Genomic DNA, 18,761 nt, shown 5'->3' on the forward strand with positions numbered 1-18,761 from the left:
CGGCGGTGACCCAGGGTCGTCACCCCATGTGCGCAGGGGCTCTCCCTGTGTGCAGCGGAGCGTTTCGTCGTAGCCCGGCCGTACGGTCGCCCCAGCTCCTCCGCCGGGAGGAGAGGACGGGGGTGCGGGGTGTACGTGCTGGGCGCGGGGACGGCGGCCGGGGGCCTCGTGGTCAGTGCCAGCGACCTCACCGGCTTCCTGGAGTGCGAGCACCTGACCCGGCTGTCGATGGAGGTGGCCCGCGGGCTCCGGGACCGGCCGCCGGCCGTCGACCCGATGACCGAGCTGGTCGCCGCGCACGGCATCGCGCACGAGGAGCGGCACGTCCAGCGGCTGCGCGACCGCGGCCTGACGGTGGTCGCGATCGACCCGCCGGAGGGCAGGGGCGCCGCTCCGCTCCGCCGCGCGCAGGACGACACGCTCGCGGCCATGCGGGCCGGGGCGGACGTCGTCTACCAGGCCACGTTCTTCGACGGCACGTGGCGTGGCCACGCCGACTTCCTCCTCAAGCGCACCGACCGGTCCAGCGCGCTCGGCCCCTGGGCCTACGACGTGGCCGACACCAAGCTCGCCCGCCGGATCAAGGTGCCCGCCCTGCTGCAGATGGCGCTGTACGGCGACCTGCTCGCCCGGCTGCAGGGCGTGCCCCCCGACCTGCTGACGGTGGTCACCGGCGACCAGCAGGAGCTCGTCTTCCGCTACGCCGACGCCGAGGCGTACGCCCGGACGGCACGCGAACGGTTCCTCGCCCGGCTCGCCGACGAGGAGCTCAGCCCGCCGTACCCCAACGCCCACTGCGGGGTGTGCCCCTGGCGGGCCACCTGCACCGACCGCTGGCGCAGCGAGGACTCCCTGTCCCTGGTCGCCTTCATGCGGCGGGACCACGCTGCCGCGCTCATCGGGGCCGGCATCGCCACGCTCGGGGCGCTGGCCGTCCGGCGTCCCGACGAGCTGCCCGCGCAGATCGGCTGGACCGCCCGCGAGCGGCTCACCCAGCAGGCGCGCCTCCAGCTCGCCGAGCGGAGCTCCGGGCGGCCGTCCTACGAGTTCCTGCCCCGCGAGCCCGGCCGGGGCTTCGAGCTGCTGCCCCCGCCCAGCGCCGGTGACCTCTTCTTCGACATCGAGGGTGACCCGTTCGCCGGCGAGAACGGCTTGGAGTACCTGTGGGGTCTGCTCGACACCGCCGGCCGGTTCACCGCCCACTGGGGCTGCGACCCGGCCGCCGACGACCAGTCCACCGCCGAGCGGACGGCGTTCGAGGCGCTGGTCGACCACCTCACCGCGGCCTACGACGCGGACCCGACCATGCACGTCTACCACTACGCGCCGTACGAGCCGACCCGGTTGAAGACGCTGTCGGCCCGGCTGCGCACGCGCGAGGCGGAGGTGGACCGGCTGCTGCGGGGCGACGTGCTGGTCGACCTCTACGCCGTGGTGCGGCAGGGGCTGCGGTTGAGCAAGGAGTCCTACTCCATCAAGCAGGTCGAGGACTACTACCGCGGTCACACCCGGGCGCACGGCGAGCAGGTGTCCGACGCGGGCGAGAGCATCCTCGCGTTCGAGCGGTGGCTGGTCACCCGCGACCAGACCCTGCTCGCGGAGATCGAGGCCTACAACCGGGACGACTGCGTCTCCACCCGGCAGCTGCGCGACTGGCTGGAGGAGCGGCGTGCGGAGTTGCGGCGCTCGGGCGCCGCGCTGCGCCGCCCCGAGGACGGCGAGCCGGACGGCTCGGCGGAGAACGCCGCCGCCCAGGGGCTCCGCGAGGAGCTGGAGCGGCGGCTGGTCGACGGGCTGCCGGAGACCGGCCGCAGCCCGGAGCAGGAGGCCACCTGGATGCTCGCCCAGCAGCTCGGCTGGCACGCGCGGGAGGCCCGTTCGGCCTGGTGGGAGTACTTCCGGCTGCGCGACCTCCCGGCCGAGGAGCTCGAGCGGGAGACCGCGGCCCTGGGTCCGCTGGAGGGTGGCGAGCTGGTCGGTGCCGAGCGGCGGTCGCAGCACTGGCGGTACACGTTCCCGCCGCAGGAGACCAAGGTGTCCGCCGGTGGTCGCTTCGAGCACCTGCTGCCCGCCGCGGACGGCCGGCGGGTCACCAGCACCGTCGTCGAGATCGACCCGACGGCCGGCTGGGTGGTGCTCAGCCGCAGCGCCGCCACCGGCACCGACCACCCCACCGGGCTGCTGCCCTCGTCGCCGCCCAGCGACGCGGTGTTCCGCGGCGCGCTCACCGAGCTCGGCGAGCAGGTGGCGCTGAGCGGGATCGACGCCGACGGGCCGCGCCGCGCGGCCCGGGACCTGCTGCTCCGCCGCCCGCCGCGGCTCCTGCCCGGCGTTCCGCTGCGGGAGCCCGGCGAGGAGTCGGCCGCCGCGGCCCGCCGGCTGGCCGGGGCCCTCACCGGCGGGCTGCTGGCCGTGCAGGGACCGCCCGGGGCGGGGAAGACGTACACCGGCGCCCGGGCGGTGGTGGACCTGCTCCGGGCCGGTCGGCGGGTCGGGCTCACCGCCTCCAGCCACAAGGTGATCGGCAACCTGCTCGACGCGGTGATGGCCGCCGCGCGGGAGGCGGGCGTGCCCGTGCGGGCCCTGCAGAAGGCCGATGACCTGCAGCGCTGCGCCGACGCCGACGTCCAGTGCCTCTCCTCGAACGCGCAGGTGCTCGACGCGCTCGACGCCGGCGACGTCGACCTGCTGGCCGGCACCGGGTGGCTGTTCGCCCGCGCGGAGCTCGCCGGACGGCTCGACGTGCTGGTGGTCGACGAGGCCGGTCAGCTGTCGCTGGCCAACGCCCTCGCGGTCAGCCGCGCCGCGGCGAACCTGGTGCTGCTCGGCGACCCGCAGCAGTTGCGCCAGCCGGGGCGGGGCATCCACCCGCCGGGGGCCGACGTCTCCGCGCTGCAGCACGTGCTCGGCGACGATGAGGTGCTGCCGGCCGATCGTGGGGTGTTCCTCGACCGGTCCTGGCGGATGGCTCCGCAGCTGTGCCGGGTGGTCAGCGACCTGTCCTACCGCGGGCAGCTGCGGCCGGCGCCGGGAGCCGAGGACAACGAGCTCGACGTGCCGGCCCGGTGGGCTGCGCCGGCCGGGATCGGCTGGGTCCCGGTCGCGCACGAGGGCAACGGGTCGGTGTCGCCGGAGGAGGCGGCGGTCGTGGCCGAGCTGATCGCGGACCTCATGGGCCGCCGCTGGCGGGCCGGTGGGGTGGACCGCATGGTCGGGGAGGCCGACGTGCTGGTGGTGACGCCGTACAACGCCCAAGTCAACCAGGTGCGCACCACGCTGGCGGCCGCGGGGCTCGGCGGTGTCGAGGTGGGCACGGTCGACAAGTTCCAGGGCCGGGAGGCGGCGGTCGCGGTGTTCACGCTGGCGGCGTCGAGCGGCGCGCACGTGCCCCGGCGGCTGGACTTCCTGCTCGACCGGCACCGGCTCAACGTCGCGCTGTCCCGCGCCAAGACGGTCGCCTACGTGGTCGGCAGCCCGGCCCTGCTCACCTCACCGGTGCACACCCCTGAGCAGCTGCGGCTGGTCAACGGGCTGTGCCGGCTGGTCGAGACCGCCGCCGCCGCGCCGGTCCCCGCTCAACCACGGCGCCAGTCATCACTGGCCTGGGCTGGCGGGCGCTCAGTTTCTGGGAGCACCGCGTGACGGTCGGTGTGCGATCTGAGACGGGCGGTTCCCTCCTGCGACCGGGTTAGGCTAGCCTCACCATGGTCCGGTTCCGCCAGGTTCCGGGTCGCCGACGGCGGGAGACAGCATGACCACGGCCCTGACGCGGACCAGCGGTGCGCCGAACATCGTCGAGCCCCTGCCGCTCCAGGTCGCCCAGCCCCCGGTCGCCACCCCCGACTACCGGTTCTTCCCGGTCACCGTCCTGGGCGTGCAGCGACTGAGCCCCAACTTCCTGCGGCTGACCTTCACCGGTCCGGCGCTCCGCGACTTCGGCGTCGGCGGCGCCGACCAGCGGATCAAACTCGTGCTCTCCCGCGACGGCCGCCCGGTTCAGGACCTGCTCACCAACGGTCCCGGCTGGTACCAGGACTACTGCTCCCTCCCCGACGAGCGGCGGCCGTACCTGCGCACCTACACGGTCCGGGCTGCCCGTCCGGAGCTCGCCGAGATCGACGTCGACGTCGTCCTGCACGGTGGCGGGGACGGGCACGCAGGTCCGGCCGCCGACTGGGCCGCCACCGCTGGCCCGGGTGACCCGCTGGTGATCCTCGGCCCCGACCGGCCCGGCACCGGCCGTGCGTGGGGCGTCGAGTGGCAGCCGCCGGCCGAGGGCACCCTCTTCCTCGCCGGGGACGAGACGGCCGTGCCCGCGATCAGCGCGATCGTCGAGGCGCTCCCGGCGGGGCGCCGCACCATCGCCGTCCTCGAGGTCCCGACGGCCGGCGACGTGCTGTCCCTGGACCTCGCCCCCGGGGTCGAGGTCCGCTGGCTGGTCCGCGGCGACCGGGCCCGCGGGGAGGCCCTCGGCCCGTCCGTGCACGCGGCGCTGTGCGAGGTCGGCGTCGCCGCGCCCACCCCCGGTCAGGAACCCGAGGACGTCGACCCGGAGAGCGGCCGGCTCTGGGAGGTGCCCGAGGCCGGCGCCGACGGCTGCTACGCCTGGCTCGCCGGAGAGGCGGGGATGGTCAAGAAGCTGCGCCGCCGGCTGGTCCGCGACCTCGGCGTGCCGCGCACCTCGGTCGCCTTCATGGGCTACTGGCGACTGGGCGCGGCCGAGGGGAGCTGAGGGCGGCGCGACGTGACCTACGGTCGACCCGTGCTGCGGATCCTGCTCCTCCTGCTGGCCCTCTGGCTCGCCCTGGTCGTCGTCGGCTGGGTGGTGGAGGGCCTGTTCTGGCTCGCCGTGGCCGGGCTGCTCCTCCTGGCCGGCACCGCACTGGTGAGCTCCACCCGCCGCCGCTGACCGCGGACGTCCCGACCCGGTGACCACGGTGCTCGTGGACGTCGCCAACGTCGTCGGCTCCCGCCCCGACGGCTGGTGGCGCGACCGGGCCGGAGCCACCACGCGACTGCTCGACCGGCTCGCCGGTCTCGTCGGCACGGCGCCGGCCGGCCCGCACGGGGACCCGGTGCCGGTGGTCGCCCTGGTCGCCGTCGTGGAGGGCCGGGCCCGGGACGTGCCCGCACCCGACGGCGTCCGCGTGGTCCGGGCCGCGGCGAGCGGGGACGACACCCTCGCCGCCCTCGCCCACGACCTGGCCGACGGCGACGACGACCTGCTGGTGGTCACCGCCGACCGCGGCCTGCGGGACCGGTTGCCGGCGACCGCCCGGGTGACCGGCCCCGGCTGGCTCCTCGCCGCGGCGCCGCCCCCGGCCGCTGAGGACCGTCGGGGAAATTCAAGACCGCCGGGCGCGTGACCGGCAAGGTGCACCCCATGACCGAGACCTCCTCCCTCCCCCCGGCGGTGCGGGCCGCGGCAGAGCTCGCCGCGAGCGCGCTCACCGCCGTCCGGGCCGAGCAGCTGACCACGCCCACCCCGTGCGGCGACTTCGACGTCCGTGCGCTCGTCGACCACCTGGCCTGGGGGGCGCTGCTCTCCCAGCGGGCGGCCACCCGCCTGGCGCTCGAGCACGACTGGAGCAGCAACCGCCCGGCGCCCTTCCTCGACGGGCTGGACCCCGCCGAGTGGCCCGCGGCGATCATCCCCGAGCTGGACGCCGCCGCCGACGCGTGGGCCGATCCCGCAGCCTGGGAGGGCGAGACCCTGATGGGCACCACGCCGATGCCCGCCGAGGTGGTCGGTCCGCTGATGCTGGCCGAATTCGTGCTGCACGGCTGGGACCTCGCCCGCGCGGTCGGTGCGCCCTACGACGTGCCCGCGGAGGTGGGGGAGGCGACGCTCGCCGCCGTCCGCCCGGTCGCGGAGATGGGCCGGGACGGCGGCTGGTACGGACCCGAGGTGGCCGTGCCGGTCGACGCGCCGGCGTTCGAGCGGGCGCTGGGCCTCAGCGGCCGCGACCCGGCGTGGGCCGCGACGGCGGGTCGGGGAGCCGCACGCGGCTGAGCCGGGTCGAGCGGCGCCGGCCGGGCAGGCAGGCCACCAGCGAGAGGACGATGGCCACGCCGTCCTCGAGGAGGGCGGCCTCCCCGGCCGGCATCCGGTCGGCCGCCCACCGGCGCCAGCCGAGTCCGCCCCAGGTCCCGACCGCGGCACCGGCGAGCCCCGCCACGGTCGGGAGGGCGGCGTTCGCCCCGGCCCGACGGGCCAGCAGCCCGCCACCACAGGCGCCGCCGGCCAGCCGGACCGGCAGCCCCGCCCCGGAGGTGCGGGGCGGGGCGTCCGGCTGCTTGTCGGCGACGAGCTCGGCGGTCAGCGAGGTCAGCGACCACAGCTTCTTCAGCGCGCCGGTGTCCCGGGCGGTGAGCGTCGGCGCGGCCAGGCCCAGCGAGCTGCGGCTGCCGGCGGCCACGCCCAGCAGCAGCGACCGGCCGACCAGCCCGGCGCGCGCCTTCTGGCGGGGCAGCGCCCGCTCGGCGGGGGTGGGCAGCGAGGAGATCACCGCCTGGACCGCGGTGCCGTAGGCCAGGTGCGGCACGGCGTCGCCGGCCCACGCGGCGGCGGCCCACCCTCGTCGGCCGCCGACCCCCAGCGCCGCGGCCGGCAGGTCGGCCGCCGCCATCGAGGCGGCGCCGGTGACCACCGCGCCGACCGGCCCGGGGAACCGCACGCCGGCGCCGCGGGCCAGGCTGGCGAGCAGCCCCACGCCGAGACCGTTGACGACCCCGGTGAGCGCCCCCAGCCCGGTGCGGCGGGCCTCCCGGGCGTCCCCGCGTCCGCTGACCGGCCGGCCGGCGGCCGCGGCGAGCGCGTCGGCGGTCTCGGCCGGCAGCGTGCTCGCCGGGCCGCCGTGCAGGGCCATGTCGAGGTACGTGACGGCGGAGAGGGCAGTGGTCCCGGCGGCGCCCGCGATCAGGCCCCGGGCGAAGGTCCCGGTCATGCCCCGACCCTGGGGGGCCGCCGCGGCGTCGGCAACCCCACCGGACCGGCCTGCCGGCCCGAGGGTGTGACGCACACGACGTTGACGTGGGCAGCCTCACGTGCCGCGGACACGTGTCGGACACACATTGCTCACCAACGGCTGGCACCGTGGAGTCCAGCGCCCGAGGTCGTGTGCTCACTGCCCCCTCCGGTCGCCGCTCCTGCCGGCGCCGCGCTCCCTCCTCCTGAAGGTCTGCCATGTCCCGTCCCGTGTCCTCCTCTGCCCGCGACCCGATCGTGGCCCTGCTGCGTGTCGCGGTCGCCCACGCCACCCCCTCGTCGCTGCGCCGGTTGCACCTGACCGTCGCGGTCCTCTTCGCCCTCGACGGCTTCCTCTTCGGCAGCTGGGCCGCCCGCGTGCCCGACGTCAGCGCCCAGACCGGCGCCGGGCACACCGCGCTCGGTGTCGCCCTGCTGTGCCTGTCCCTGGGCGCGCTGGCCTGCATGCAGCTCACCGGCGCGCTCTGCGCCCGGCTGGGCACCGGGCTGACCTGCGCCCTGGCCGGCGCCGCCGCCGCGGCGACCGCCGTGCTCCCGGGCCTCGCAGGCTCGCTGCCCGCGCTGTGCGCCGGGCTGCTGTTCTTCGGTGCCGCAACCGGCGCGGTCAACGTCGCCGCCAACAGCCTCGGGGTCCAGGTCGAGGAGCGCGCCGGCCGGCCGCTGCTGTCCGGGCTGCACGCCGCGTTCAGCGGTGGCGGGCTGCTCGGCGCACTGCTCGGCGGGGTCGCCTCGGCGGCCCTGGGCGTCGGCGCGCACCTGGGCGCGGTCGCCGTCCTGGGCCTCGGCGTGATCGTCTGGGCCGCGCCCACGCTCATCGGCGCCGACGTCGACCCGTCCGCCGCGCGGCAGCGGGCGGAGTGCCCCGCGCCGCAGTCCGCCGGGCCCCGGCCGACGGCGGTGCTCGTCGTCCTCGGAGCCGTCGCCGGCGCCACCGCCTACGGCGAGGGAGCGCTCAGCGACTGGGGCGCGCTGCACCTGCGCGAGCACCTCGCGGCGACCCCCGCGCTGGCCGCGGCCGGCTACGCCGGCTTCTCCTCGGCCATGGCCGCCGGCCGGCTGGCCGGCGGCCGGCTGGTCGCCGCGCTCGGCGAGCGGCGGCTGCTGGTCGGCGGCGCGCTGCTGGCCGCGGGCGGGGTCCTCGCGGCGGTCACCACGACGTCGCTGCCGATCGCCCTGCTGGGCTTCGTGGTCGTCGGCCTCGGGCTGGCCAACGTCTTCCCGCTGGCGATCGCCCGGGCAGGCGCGCTCGGCGGGCCCTCCGGCGTCGCGCTGTCCACCACCGTCGGCTACACCGGCCTGCTCGGCGGGCCGCCGGTGATCGGGTTCCTCGCCGAGCACGCCGGTCTGCCCACCGCGCTCGGCACCGTGGCACTGCTCGCCGTGCTCGCCGCCGTCCTCGTGCTCGGTGTCGAGGGCCCCGCGCTGCGCCGCCCGACGGTCCCCGGCTGGATCCAGCCGGTCGCCTTCGGGCTGCGCCCGGTCGGCGTGGCGCTGCGGCGCCCGGGCCAGGCGCTGCGACCGGCCGTGGTCAAGGTGCGCGGCGCGGGCGGCAGCTACGTCCGGGACCTGCGAGCGCTCGCGCTCGACTGACCGGACGCCGCCGTCCCAGCCCGTTGACCGGGGACCCCTCGTGCGGGTGAGGTGGGCGGGTGACGATCCGTCGGACGACGCTGGGCGGCTCCACCCACGAGTTCCGGTCGCTCGCCGACCTGCTGGCCAAGGCCACCCCGGCGCGTTCGGGTGACGTGCTGGCCGGGATCGCGGCTGAGTCGCAGGAGCAGCGGGTCGCGGCCCAGCACGTGCTCGCCGACGTCCCGCTGACCACCTTCCTCGACGAGCAGGTGGTCGGCTACGACGAGGACGACGTCACCCGGCTCGTCCTCGACACCCACGACGAGGCCGCCTTCGCCCCGGTCGCCGCCCTGACCGTGGGCGGGTTCCGCGACTGGCTGCTGGACCGGGCCGCGGCCGGGGACGAGGCCGCGATCAGCGGCCTGGCCCGGGGGCTCACCCCCGAGATGGTCGCCGCGGTGAGCAAGCTGATGCGCAACGCCGACCTGGTCGCGGTCGCCCGCCGGACCCGGGTGGTCACGGCCTTCCGCAGCACGCTGGGCCTCCCCGGGCGGCTGGCCGCGCGCCTGCAGCCCAACCACCCGACCGACGACCCGGTCGGCGTGACGGCGTCGATCCTCGACGGGCTGCTGCACGGCAGCGGGGACGCCGTCATCGGGATCAACCCGGCGACCGACTCCCCGGCGCAGACCGTGGCGCTGCTGGAACTGGTCGACGCGGTGATCAACCGCTACGAGATCCCGACGCAGTCCTGCGTGCTCGCGCACGTCACCACCACGCTGCGGGCGCTGGAGCAGGGCGCGCCGGTCGACCTGGTGTTCCAGTCGGTGTCCGGGACCGAGGCGGGCAACCGCGGGTTCGGGGTGACCCTGGACCTGCTCGCCGAGGCGCGGACGGCGGCGCTCGAGCTCGGCCGGGGCACGGTGGGCCGCAACGTCACCTACTTCGAGACCGGGCAGGGATCGGCGCTGTCGGCCGACGCGCACCGCGGGGTCGGCGGCCGCCCGGTCGACCAGCAGACCCTCGAGTGCCGCGCCCACGCGGTGGCCCGGCACTTCGAGCCGCTGCTGGTGAACACCGTCGTCGGCTTCATCGGCCCGGAGTACCTCTACGACGGCAAGCAGGTGGTCCGCGCCGGGCTGGAGGACCACTTCTGCGGCAAGCTGCTCGGCCTGCCGATGGGCGTGGACGTCTGCTACACGAACCACACCGACGTCGACGGCGACGACACCGACGCGCTGATGCTCCTGCTGGGTGCGGCCGGGTGCTCGTTCCTCATCGCCGTCCCCGGCTCCGACGACGTGATGCTGCACTACCAGTCGCTGTCCTTCCAGGACGTGCTCACTGCCCGCTCGGTGCTCGGGCTGCGCCCGGCGCCGGAGTTCGAGGCGTGGCTGGCCCGGATGGACCTGCTGGACGACGCCGGCCGGGTGCGCGCGCTGACCCCGGAGGCGCCCGCGGCGCAGGCCCTGCTCGCGGCCGCCCGATGACCACGCACAGCGGCCATGTTGGCCAACATGGCCCCGAGATCCCCGACGGGACGTCGACCGAGTCCGGCCATGTTGGCCAACATGGCCGGGCCTCGGACCCGTGGGCGGTGCTGCGGCGGGCCACCCGCGCCCGGGTGGCGCTCGGCCGGGCCGGCGACGGGCTGCCGACCGCGCGGGAGCTGGAGTTCCGCGCCGCCCACGCGGCGGCCCGGGACGCGGTGCACACCGCCCTGGACGCCGGCCGGGTGCGGGCCGCGCTGGCCGCCGCCGGCGTCGGGCTGGACGTGCTGGAGGTGCACAGCGCCGCCCCGGACCGGGCCACCTACCTGCAGCGCCCGGACCTCGGCCGGCAGCTGGCCGACGGCACGACGCTGCCCGGCGGCCCGTACGACCTGGCGCTGGTGGTGGCCGACGGGCTGTCGCCGCGGGCCGTGCACGAGCACGCCGCCGGTACCGTCGCCGCGGTCCTCGAGCGGCTGCCGGGCTGGTCCGTCGCGCCGCTGGTGGTCGCCTCCCAGGCGCGGGTGGCGCTCGGCGACCCGGTGGGCGAGGCGCTGGGTGCCGGGATCGTCGTCGTCCTGGTGGGGGAGCGGCCGGGGCTGAGCTCGGCGGACAGCCTCGGGCTCTACCTGACCTGGGGTCCCCGCCCCGGGCGGGCCGACGCCGAGCGCAACTGCATCTCCAACGTCCGCCCGCCGCACGGGCTGGGCTACGCGCAGGCCGCCGGCACCCTGGTCGCGCTGCTCCAGGCGTCCCGGCAGCTCGGCGCGTCCGGCGTCGTCCTCAAGGACGAGGGGGTCGCCCTCCCACCCGGCGCCGGCTGACCCGGCGGGTCAGCGTTCCCTGCGTTCCCCGACGGGCATCGGGAGCCGGCGCAGCGCCGGCGTCTGCATGGCCCGGCTCAGCGCCTGCTCCAGCGGGTGGCGCCGCGGCGGCTCCACGTCCGGTGGCCAGTCCGGGGCGAGGTCCGGATCGGGGCTGAGCTGCGTGGCCGACTCGGCGCGCTGGTGCAGCCGCGTCCGCACGTCGTCGGCGCTGTAGGACCGGCGGTGCCTCTCGTGGCGGAGGAGGACGGCGGCGGTGGTGGCCACGCCGGTCAGACCGGCGATCCCGAGCAGCTTCCAGACCCACATGAGGACGTACGGTAGTGGTGTGGCTCACACTCGTGCTCCTTCTCGTGCGCTGTCGCTGCACGACGCCGTGCAGTCGACCCGCACCGGGGACGTCTGGCTGTTCCGTCGGGCGTCGCCGGCCGACGGGGCCGTCCAGTCCGGCGCCGGCGTCCCGGTCGACCACGTCGGCATGGCGGTCGTCGTGGACGACCTCCCGCCGCTGATCTGGCACGCGGAGCTCGGGCACTCGCTGGCCGACGCCTGGACCGGCCGGCACCACCGCGGGGTGCAGCTGCACGACCTGTCCGACGCGGTGTGCGTCTGGAAGAAGCGCTACGGCCAGCAGGCCTGGCTGCGCCGGCTGAACGGCCCGGCGGACGACGGGGTCACCCGCGAGATGGAGGACGCCGCCCTCCGCGCGGTCGCCCGGCTGGACGGAAAGCCGTTCCCCACCACCCGCGGGCTGCCCGAGGGCTGGCTCGGCGGGAAGCTGCGGTGGCGGCAGAGCAACGACACGATCTTCTGCGCCGAGCTGGTGGCCGCCACCTACCGGGCGATGGACCTGCTGCCGGGCAGCCGGCCGATGCGGGCCCACGACCCGGGCCGCTTCTGGTCGGCCGAGCGGGTTCCGCTGCGGGGCGCCTGGCTGGGCGAGGAGATCCGGGTCGACGTCCCGGTGGAGGGCGACCCCTGCGACTGACCCCGCGGGTCAGGGACGACGGAGTTCGGCCGGGGACAGCCGGCCGGTGAGCAGGTCGTGCGCGACGTCGTCCACCGACCGGCCCGTCCCGGCGGCGTGCGACCGCAGCGTGGCCAGGGCCGCGGAGGCGTCGAGCTCCAGCGCCATGCCGAGCTCACCGACGGCCTGCCACACCGCGGCCCGCCGGGCGGCGGCCGGGCTGTGCAGCCAGTCCGGTCCGGCCGGCTCGCTCCAGGTGGTCCAGATGACCGCGTCGCTGAGCGCGTTGGTCATCAGCTCGCCCACGGCGATCGCGTCGAAGACGTCGAGCCGGGCGACCGCGGTCGGGTCGGTGAAGTACAGGTCCAGCGTGCACCGGCCGGCCAGCGCCGACTGCATCGGCAGGGCGACGGCCCCGCGGTAGGGGGTCTCCGCCAGCAGGCGTCCGGCGAAGGAGGGCCAGCGTCGGCGGAGGTCGTCCTCCATGGCGAAGACCGGCTGCCGCTCGGCGTGGGCCTGGATGCACGGCCCCTCGGCGGTGGTGAACTGCAGCCGCTCGGCCAGCGACGCGACCGCGGGGCTGGCGCCCAGCGGCGTCCGGCCGGTCCGCCCGGCGTGCACGCTGATCCCCGCGCCGTCCGCCGGCAGCATCCGCACCGCCGCGCGGGTGAGCCGCTCGGGCAGCAGGTGCAGGGCCTCCCCGTCGCCGTCCTCCGCCGCAGCGGCGGCGACGGCGGCATCGAACTGCGCGGCCAGGGTCATCCCCTTCCAGGTGGCCCGGAAGACGCCGGGCTCAAACATCTGCGCGCGCCCAGCGGCGCGCCGGTGCCGGGACGTGTCGGCCGAGGCGCACGACCGTGTCCAGGTCCTCGTCGAGGAGGGACGGGTCGTGGGTCACGCAGACGACCAGCCGGTCGGCGAGCGCCGCGCGCAGGTCCGCGACCAGCGCCGCCGCCGTCGGGGGGTCGAGGTGGGCGGTCGGCTCGTCGAGCAGCACCACCGGGCGGTCGGCGAGCAGTGCGCGGGCCACCGCCAGCCGGCGCCGCTCCCCGCCGGACAGCGCGGTGCCGCCCGCCCCGACGGGCGTGTCCAGGCCCGCGGGGAGGGTGGCCAGCAGCGCCCCCAGGCCCGCGTCGGCCAGGGCCCGCCGCATCGCCCGCTCGCCGTCCGGGCCGGCCAGCTCCCCGCGGGGCCGGGCCAGGGCCAGGTTGGCGCGGAGGGTGGCGGCGAAGACGTGCGCCTCCTGCGGGCACCAGGCCGTCTGGGCCTGCACGTCGGCGCGGGTGAGCCCGCTGACCGGCACCGGACGGCGACCGTCCCCGAGCTGGTACTCGCCGGAGGACGGGCGCAGCGCGGCCATGAGCACCGCCAGCAGGGTCGACTTGCCGGCGCCGGACGGCCCGGTGACCACCAGCCAGCCGCGCCCGGCGGTGGCGAGGAGGTCGAGGTCCCGCAGGACGCCGGGACGGCCGGGCCACCCCGCCGCGAGCCGCTCGGTGGCGAGCTCCCGCACCGGGGAGGGCGGCGCCGTCCGGTCGCCGAGCACCGGATCGGCGGCCACCGGCTCGTCCAGCACGGACTGCACCCGGGTCCGGGCGTCGGCCCAGGCCAGCCGGTGGCGCAGCGCCGCCCCGATCGCCGTCAGCGGCTCGAGCAGCGCCAGCGGGGCGAGGACGAGCACCGCCGCGACCGGTGCGGACAGGGTGCCCGCCTGCACCGCGGACGAGCCGAGGTCGACGGCCAGCACGGCGGCGGCGCCCGTGGCGAGGGTGGCCACCGCGTCTCCGGCGGCCGCGGCGACCGCCCCGGCCCGGTCGGCGCGGCCCTGCCGGCGGCCCAGCGCGTCCAGCGCGTCGACGGCGGCGCCGACGAGGCCGTGCGCCCGCAGGTCCGCCGCGGCGTCGAAGACCGTGCCGGCCTCCTGCAGGGTCTCCGTGCGCAGCTCGGCGGCCCGCCGGGAGACCCCGCGATCGGCCCACCGGTGCACCGCCGCGATGGTGAGCACGGCGGCGGCGATCACCAGCCCGACCAGGAGCCCGGTCCGCGGGTCGAGCGCGGCGAGGACGGCGGTCGTCCCCGCGAGGACGACGGCGGAGACCAGGGGCGGGGTGACCACGCGCACCGAGAGCTCCTGCAGCAGCGCCGCGTCGCCGACCACCCGGGCGAGGGCCCGGCCGGGGGTGCGGTCGGCCGCCGGGCCCTGCGCCACCAGCGCCGCCCACAGCCGCACGCGGGTGCGCGCCGCGAGCCGGAAGGCGGCGTCGTGGGCGGCCAGCCGCTCCAGCCAGCGGAGCAGCGCCCGGCCCAGCCCGGAGCTCCGCACCGCGACGATGGCCACCATCAGGGTGAGCACCGGCGGGCCCTCCGACGCCCGGACGATCAGCCATCCGGAGACCGCGGTGAGCGCGACGCCCGCGGCGCTGGAGGCGGCTCCGTAGGCCACCGCCGTCGCCAGGGCGCGCCGCGGCCAGCCGAGCCCCGCCGCCGTCCCGGTGCGCTCCTGTTCCGCCTCTCCAGCTGGAACGGCGGCCGGCTGGGCGGCCTCTCCCGCGCCGACGTCCGCCCGGGGGGCGGCCTCCACCGCCCCGGAGTCCGACGGGGGGGCGGAGGGGAGGTCCACGGTGCGGTCGGCGAGCGCGGCCAGCTCCGGCTCGTGGGTGACCAGCACCGTGACCAGGGAGCCGCGCAGGCGGTGCAGGACGGCGGCCACCCGCGCGGTCGCGGCGGGGTCGAGCGAGGCGGTGGGCTCGTCGAGCAGCAGCACCCGGGCACCGCGCAGCACCCGGACGAACGCCCGGGCCAGCGCCACCCGCTGCAGCTCACCGGGGGAGAGGGTGCGGCAGGCCCGGTCGCGCAGGTGCTCACCGGCCACCCAGGACAGCGCGGTGTCGGCGAGGGCGGTGGCCCGCTCGGCGGGCAGGTCCCCGGCGTGCCGGTGGAGCTCGCCGAGCACGGTGCCGGCGACCGTGCGCGGGAACTGCGGGACGACGGCGACCTCCGCCGGCCGACGGACAGAACCGTCCACCCGGGCGGCGCCGCCGTCGAGCAGCTGGCCGGCCAGGACGGCGAGCACCGTCGACTTGCCCGATCCGCTCGGCCCGCGCAGCGTGACCAGCTCGCCGGGCAGGACATCCAGTGACACGCCGTCGACGGCGGGCGCGCCCCGGCCGGGGAAGCGCACCGTCAGGTCCGCGACGGTGATGCCGCGGGGCTCCCCGGCCGGGACCGGGGCGACCACGGGGCGGGGCAGCGGGGTGGCGAGCACGGTCCGCGTGGCCGCGGTGGCCTCGGCGGCGTCCTCGGATGCGTGGTGGGCCGAGCCGAGCGCGCGCAGCGGGGTGAAGGCCTCGGGGGCCAGCAGCAGCGCGAACAGCCCGACGTCCAGGCCGATCGTGCCGTGCACGAGCCGCAGGCCGACGGTGACCGCGACCAGCGCCACGGACAGGGTGGCGAGCACCTCGAGCACCAGGGCGGAGAGGAAGGCGACGCGGAGCGCCGCCAGCGTGCGGCGGCGGTGCTGCTCGCCCAGCCGGGTCAGCGCGTCCAGCTGGTCGGCGGCCCGGCCCAGGCCCACCAGCACCGGCAGGCCGCGCACCAGCTCGGCGACGTGCCCGGCGATGCGGTCCAGCGCGCGGGCGGCGCCGGCCGTCTCGTCCCGGGTGTGCAGGCCGACCAGGACCATGAACAGCGGCACCAGCGGCAGGGTCACCCCGACCAGCAGCGCCGAGAGCCAGTCGGTGACCCCGAGGACGACCAGCAGCACCGGCGGCACGACCGCGGTCTGCGCGAGGGCCGGCAGGTAGGTGGCCAGCGCCGGGCCGAGGTCGTGCAGCCGGGTCGTCGCCAGGACGGCGGCCGGCCCGGTGCCCCCCGCGGCCGCGACGGCCTCGCCCTCGCCGGCCAGGAGCCGGTCGAGCAGGCGGCGGCGCAGGGTGTCCTCGGCGCGGCGGGCGTCCCGGGTGGCGACGACGGTGCCCAGCCCCCCGGCCGCCGCGCGGACCGCCGCACCGAGCAGGGCCAGGCCCAGGGCGGGCCCGGGCAGGGCGCCGTCCGCGATGCCGGCGATCCCGCGGGCGAGCCCGGCGGCCAGCAGCACCATGCCCGCGGTGGACAGCACGGCCAGCGCGGCCGCCCGGGCCAGCGCGGGGACCAGGCCGGGCACCCCGTCGAGCGCACCCAGCGGCCCCCGGGCGCGGCCATGCTGGCCAGCATGGCCGCCCTGCGCGACCGTCATGCCGACGCCGGCTGGGCAGGGGCGTGCGGGGGCTCGGCGCTCAGCCGCTTCCGGAACACCCAGTAGGTCCAGGCCTGGTAGGCCAGGACCACCGGCAGGGCGATCCCGGTGGCCCAGGTCATGATCGTCAGCGTGTAGTCGCTGACCGACGCGTCGCGGATCGTCACGTCGAAGGCCGGGTCGATGGTGGAGGGCACCACGACGGGGTACGCCGCGCCGAAGACGGTCGCCGCCGAGCCCAGCAGGACCACCGCCCAGGCGGCGAACGCCTGCCCCTCCCGGTCGACCCGGATCCGGGCCCAGGTGACTGCGACGGCCAGGGCGGCGACCAGCCAGAGGACCCCGGTCAGCAGGGTGCCGGAGCGCAGCTGGACCAGCCCGGCCCAGCCCAGCAGCGGCAGCGCGGCCACCGGCGACCAGCGGCGGGCGAAGGCGCGGGCGGCCAGGCGGACCGGGCCGTCGGTCTTCAGCGCGAGGAAGACCGCGCCGTGCACCAGCGAGAAGCCGACGACGGCGACCGCCCCGAGCAGCGCCGGCCAGCCGAGGCCGGCGAAGGCCCCGCCCACCCGGTTCCCGTCGCCGTCGATCGGCAGGCCCAGGGTGGTGGCCGCCAGCGCGGCGCCGATGCCGGCTGCGGCGATGAGCGAGCCGGTGGTGACCACGTGCGTCCAGGTGCTGTCCCAGCGCTCGGTGTGGTGCGAGTGCCGCCACTCGAACGCGACCGCCCGGATGATCAGGCCGAAGAGCACCAGCACGAACGGCAGGTAGAGCGCCGGCAGCCAGGTGGCGTACCAGCCGGGGAAGGCGGCGAACACCGCGCCGGCGGCGGTGATCAGCCAGACCTCGTTGCCGTCCCACAGCGGGCCGATGCTGCGCAGCATCAGGTGCCGGTCGGCGGGGCGGCGGCCGAGCACCGGGAGCAGCGCGGCGACGCCGAAGTCGAACCCCTCCAGCAGCAGGAAACCGGTCCACAGCAGGGCGACGGCGGCGAACCAGAGCGTCTGCAGGTCCATGTCGGCTCTCCTCGAGCTCAGTAGGCGAACGACAGGACGTCGTCGTCGGTGGCGTCCCGGCCGCCGGGCAGGTCCTCGTCCGGCGTGCCCTCCGGGGTGGAGCCTGGAGTGGGTGCGCCGTCGCCGGTGGTCACCCCGCGGCGGACGAACCGGACGATCAGCCAGAGCTCGACGACGGCCAGCGCGCCGTAGACGGCGGTCAGGCCGATCAACGACGTCCACACCTCCGCGGCGGTGATGCCCGGGGAGACGGCCTGGGCGGTGAAGAACCAGACCTGGTCCTCGACGGGGACGTCGGGGTTCGGGTAGACCACGAACGGCTGGCGGCCCATCTCGGTGAAGATCCAGCCCGCCGCGTTGGCCAGGAACGGGGCGCCGACCGCCAGCAGCGAGCCGTGCACCCCGATCCGGGAGGTCGGCACCCGCCCCTTGCGGGTCGCCCACAGCGCGTAGGCGGCGACGCCGGCCGAGACCATGCCCATGCCGATCATCAGCCGGAAGGTCCAGTAGGTGACCGCGAGGACGGGCGCGTAGTCGATCGGCTCGCCGGCCTTGTCGCCGAAGGACGGGTCGTCGGGGTAGGTCTCGCCGTAGACCGCGCTGTACTCCTCCTGCAGCTCGTTGACGCCGGGCACCGCCGTGGAGAAGTCGCCGTGCGCGAGGTAGGAGAGCAGGTAGGGGACGGTCCAGGAGTGGACGTCGTCGCACTCGTTGCTGCCGAGCTTGCCGAAGGCGAGGACGGAGAACGGCGCGGGCGCCTCGGTCTCGCACAGCGCCTCGGCGGAAGACATCTTCAGCGGCTGCTGCTGGTACATGAGCTTGGCCTGGAAGTCCCCGGTGACCGCCACGAGCACGAAGGCGGCGAGGGAGACGACGCCGCCGAGCCGGACCGAGCGCCGCCAGACCGAGTGGTCCACGTCGGTGGTGGGCGCCCCGGCGAGCTCCCGCCTGCGCAGGTGCCACAGGCCGATGCCGACCAGCAGCGCCCCGGCCACCATCAGCGAGCCGACGATGGTGTGGCTGAACGCGGCCAGCGCGGTGTTGTTCGTGAGCACGGCGCCGAAGTCCACCTGCAGCGGCCGGCCGGTGGCGTCGTCCACCACGACGCCGACCGGGTGCTGCATCCAGGAGTTGGCGGCGATGATGAAGTACGCGCTGACGATCGAGCCGATCACCGCCGCCCACAGGCTGGCCAGGTGGAGCTTCTTCGGGATCCGGCCCCAGCCGAAGATCCACAGGCCGAGGAAGGTCGACTCGAGGAAGAACGCGAGCAGCGCCTCCAGGGCGAGCAGCGAGCCGAAGACGTCGCCGACGAAGCGGCTGTACTCGCTCCACGCCAGGCCGAACTGGAACTCCTGGACCAGCCCGGTGGCCACGCCCAGCACGAAGTTGATCAGGTATATCCGGCCCCAGAAGCGGGTCATCCGCAGCCACTCGGGCTTGCCGGTCCGGACCCACATCGTGTGCATGACCGCGACGAGGACGCCGAGGCCGATCGTCAGCGGCACCATCAGGAAGTGGTAGACGGTGGTGATCCCGAACTGCCAGCGGGCGATGTCCAACACGTCCACGGTGGTGCCTCCCGGCGCTGACGTACGATCGACACGTTCTTTCTACGCCAGGTAGAACATTATTTCTACGAGGCGTAGAGAAGCGACAGTGTGAGTCGGACG

The 18,761-nt window shown here is 76.6% G+C and carries 15 protein-coding genes; 9 read left to right on the plus strand and 6 right to left on the minus strand.

From position 1 onward, the window contains the following. Positions 1-129: 129 nt before the first annotated feature. The 5 genes from HL189_RS12995 (at position 130) to HL189_RS13015 (ending at position 6,013) form a co-directional block, all read left to right on the plus strand. Entirely contained in the window at positions 130-3,642 is a 3,513-nt protein-coding gene (locus tag HL189_RS12995; RefSeq protein WP_369134127.1) for a TM0106 family RecB-like putative nuclease, read from the plus strand. 109 nt (positions 3,643-3,751) lie between these two features. After that, entirely contained in the window at positions 3,752-4,732 is a 981-nt protein-coding gene (locus tag HL189_RS13000) for a siderophore-interacting protein (protein WP_369134128.1), read from the plus strand. A 30-nt stretch (positions 4,733-4,762) separates the two neighbouring features. Beyond that, on the plus strand, positions 4,763-4,909 hold the full coding sequence (locus HL189_RS13005) for an LPXTG cell wall anchor domain-containing protein (RefSeq protein WP_369134129.1): 147 nt from the start codon (positions 4,763-4,765) through the stop codon (positions 4,907-4,909). A gap of 19 nt (positions 4,910-4,928) precedes the next feature. Next, positions 4,929-5,366, plus strand: coding sequence for a hypothetical protein (locus tag HL189_RS13010; RefSeq protein WP_369134130.1), 438 nt, complete (start codon positions 4,929-4,931; stop codon positions 5,364-5,366). Positions 5,367-5,383: 17 nt separating this feature from the next. Next, positions 5,384-6,013, plus strand: coding sequence for a TIGR03086 family metal-binding protein (locus HL189_RS13015; RefSeq protein WP_369134131.1), 630 nt, complete (start codon positions 5,384-5,386; stop codon positions 6,011-6,013). Here HL189_RS13015 and HL189_RS13020 read toward each other — a convergent pair. Continuing rightward, the gene (locus tag HL189_RS13020) at positions 5,955-6,947 is read right to left on the minus strand and encodes a hypothetical protein (RefSeq protein WP_369134132.1); all 993 of its coding nucleotides are present in this window, start codon (positions 6,945-6,947) and stop codon (positions 5,955-5,957) included. The two genes, HL189_RS13015 and HL189_RS13020, sit on opposite strands and share 59 nt — an antisense overlap. Positions 6,948-7,186: 239 nt before the next feature. Here HL189_RS13020 and HL189_RS13025 point away from each other — a divergent pair, with 239 nt between their 5' ends. The 3 genes from HL189_RS13025 to eutC are packed head-to-tail and all read left to right on the plus strand — an operon-like array spanning position 7,187 to position 10,874. After that, positions 7,187-8,578 (plus strand): MFS transporter, encoded by a 1,392-nt coding sequence (locus HL189_RS13025; RefSeq protein WP_369134133.1) that lies wholly within the window; start codon positions 7,187-7,189, stop codon positions 8,576-8,578. Positions 8,579-8,637: 59 nt separating this feature from the next. Next, positions 8,638-10,050, plus strand: a complete 1,413-nt coding sequence (locus tag HL189_RS13030; protein ID WP_369134134.1) for an ethanolamine ammonia-lyase subunit EutB — start codon at positions 8,638-8,640, stop codon at positions 10,048-10,050. Then, positions 10,047-10,874, plus strand: a complete 828-nt coding sequence (gene eutC / locus HL189_RS13035; protein WP_369134135.1) for an ethanolamine ammonia-lyase subunit EutC — start codon at positions 10,047-10,049, stop codon at positions 10,872-10,874. The genes HL189_RS13030 and eutC overlap by 4 nt, the downstream gene beginning before the upstream one ends. A gap of 9 nt (positions 10,875-10,883) precedes the next feature. Here the strand turns inward: eutC and HL189_RS13040 are convergent, their stop codons facing one another. Further along, on the minus strand, positions 10,884-11,183 hold the full coding sequence (locus HL189_RS13040) for a hypothetical protein (protein WP_369134136.1): 300 nt from the start codon (positions 11,181-11,183) through the stop codon (positions 10,884-10,886). 19 nt (positions 11,184-11,202) lie between these two features. Between HL189_RS13040 and HL189_RS13045 the strand changes: the two genes are divergently transcribed. Then, positions 11,203-11,862, plus strand: coding sequence for a hypothetical protein (locus tag HL189_RS13045; RefSeq protein WP_369134137.1), 660 nt, complete (start codon positions 11,203-11,205; stop codon positions 11,860-11,862). A gap of 9 nt (positions 11,863-11,871) precedes the next feature. Here the strand turns inward: HL189_RS13045 and HL189_RS13050 are convergent, their stop codons facing one another. Genes HL189_RS13050 through HL189_RS13065 form a run of 4 tightly spaced genes read right to left on the minus strand, consistent with a single transcriptional unit; the run spans position 11,872 to position 18,659 of the window. Beyond that, positions 11,872-12,642 carry a GAF domain-containing protein gene (locus HL189_RS13050; protein WP_369134138.1) on the minus strand — a complete coding sequence of 257 codons (771 nt, stop codon included), beginning with the start codon at positions 12,640-12,642 and terminating at the stop codon, positions 11,872-11,874. Next, positions 12,635-16,075 (minus strand): thiol reductant ABC exporter subunit CydC, encoded by a 3,441-nt coding sequence (gene cydC / locus HL189_RS13055; RefSeq protein WP_369134139.1) that lies wholly within the window; start codon positions 16,073-16,075, stop codon positions 12,635-12,637. Before cydC ends, HL189_RS13050 begins: the two co-directional genes overlap by 8 nt. Then, positions 16,072-17,088 (minus strand): cytochrome d ubiquinol oxidase subunit II, encoded by a 1,017-nt coding sequence (cydB, locus tag HL189_RS13060; RefSeq protein WP_369134140.1) that lies wholly within the window; start codon positions 17,086-17,088, stop codon positions 16,072-16,074. Before cydB ends, cydC begins: the two co-directional genes overlap by 4 nt. A 17-nt stretch (positions 17,089-17,105) precedes the next feature. Further along, positions 17,106-18,659 carry a cytochrome ubiquinol oxidase subunit I gene (locus HL189_RS13065; RefSeq protein ID WP_369134141.1) on the minus strand — a complete coding sequence of 518 codons (1,554 nt, stop codon included), beginning with the start codon at positions 18,657-18,659 and terminating at the stop codon, positions 17,106-17,108. Between the last annotated feature and the right edge of the window lie 102 nt (positions 18,660-18,761).

Origin of the sequence: Modestobacter sp. I12A-02662, assembly GCF_041028325.1 — a bacterium.
Taxonomy (GTDB): domain Bacteria; phylum Actinomycetota; class Actinomycetes; order Mycobacteriales; family Geodermatophilaceae; genus Modestobacter.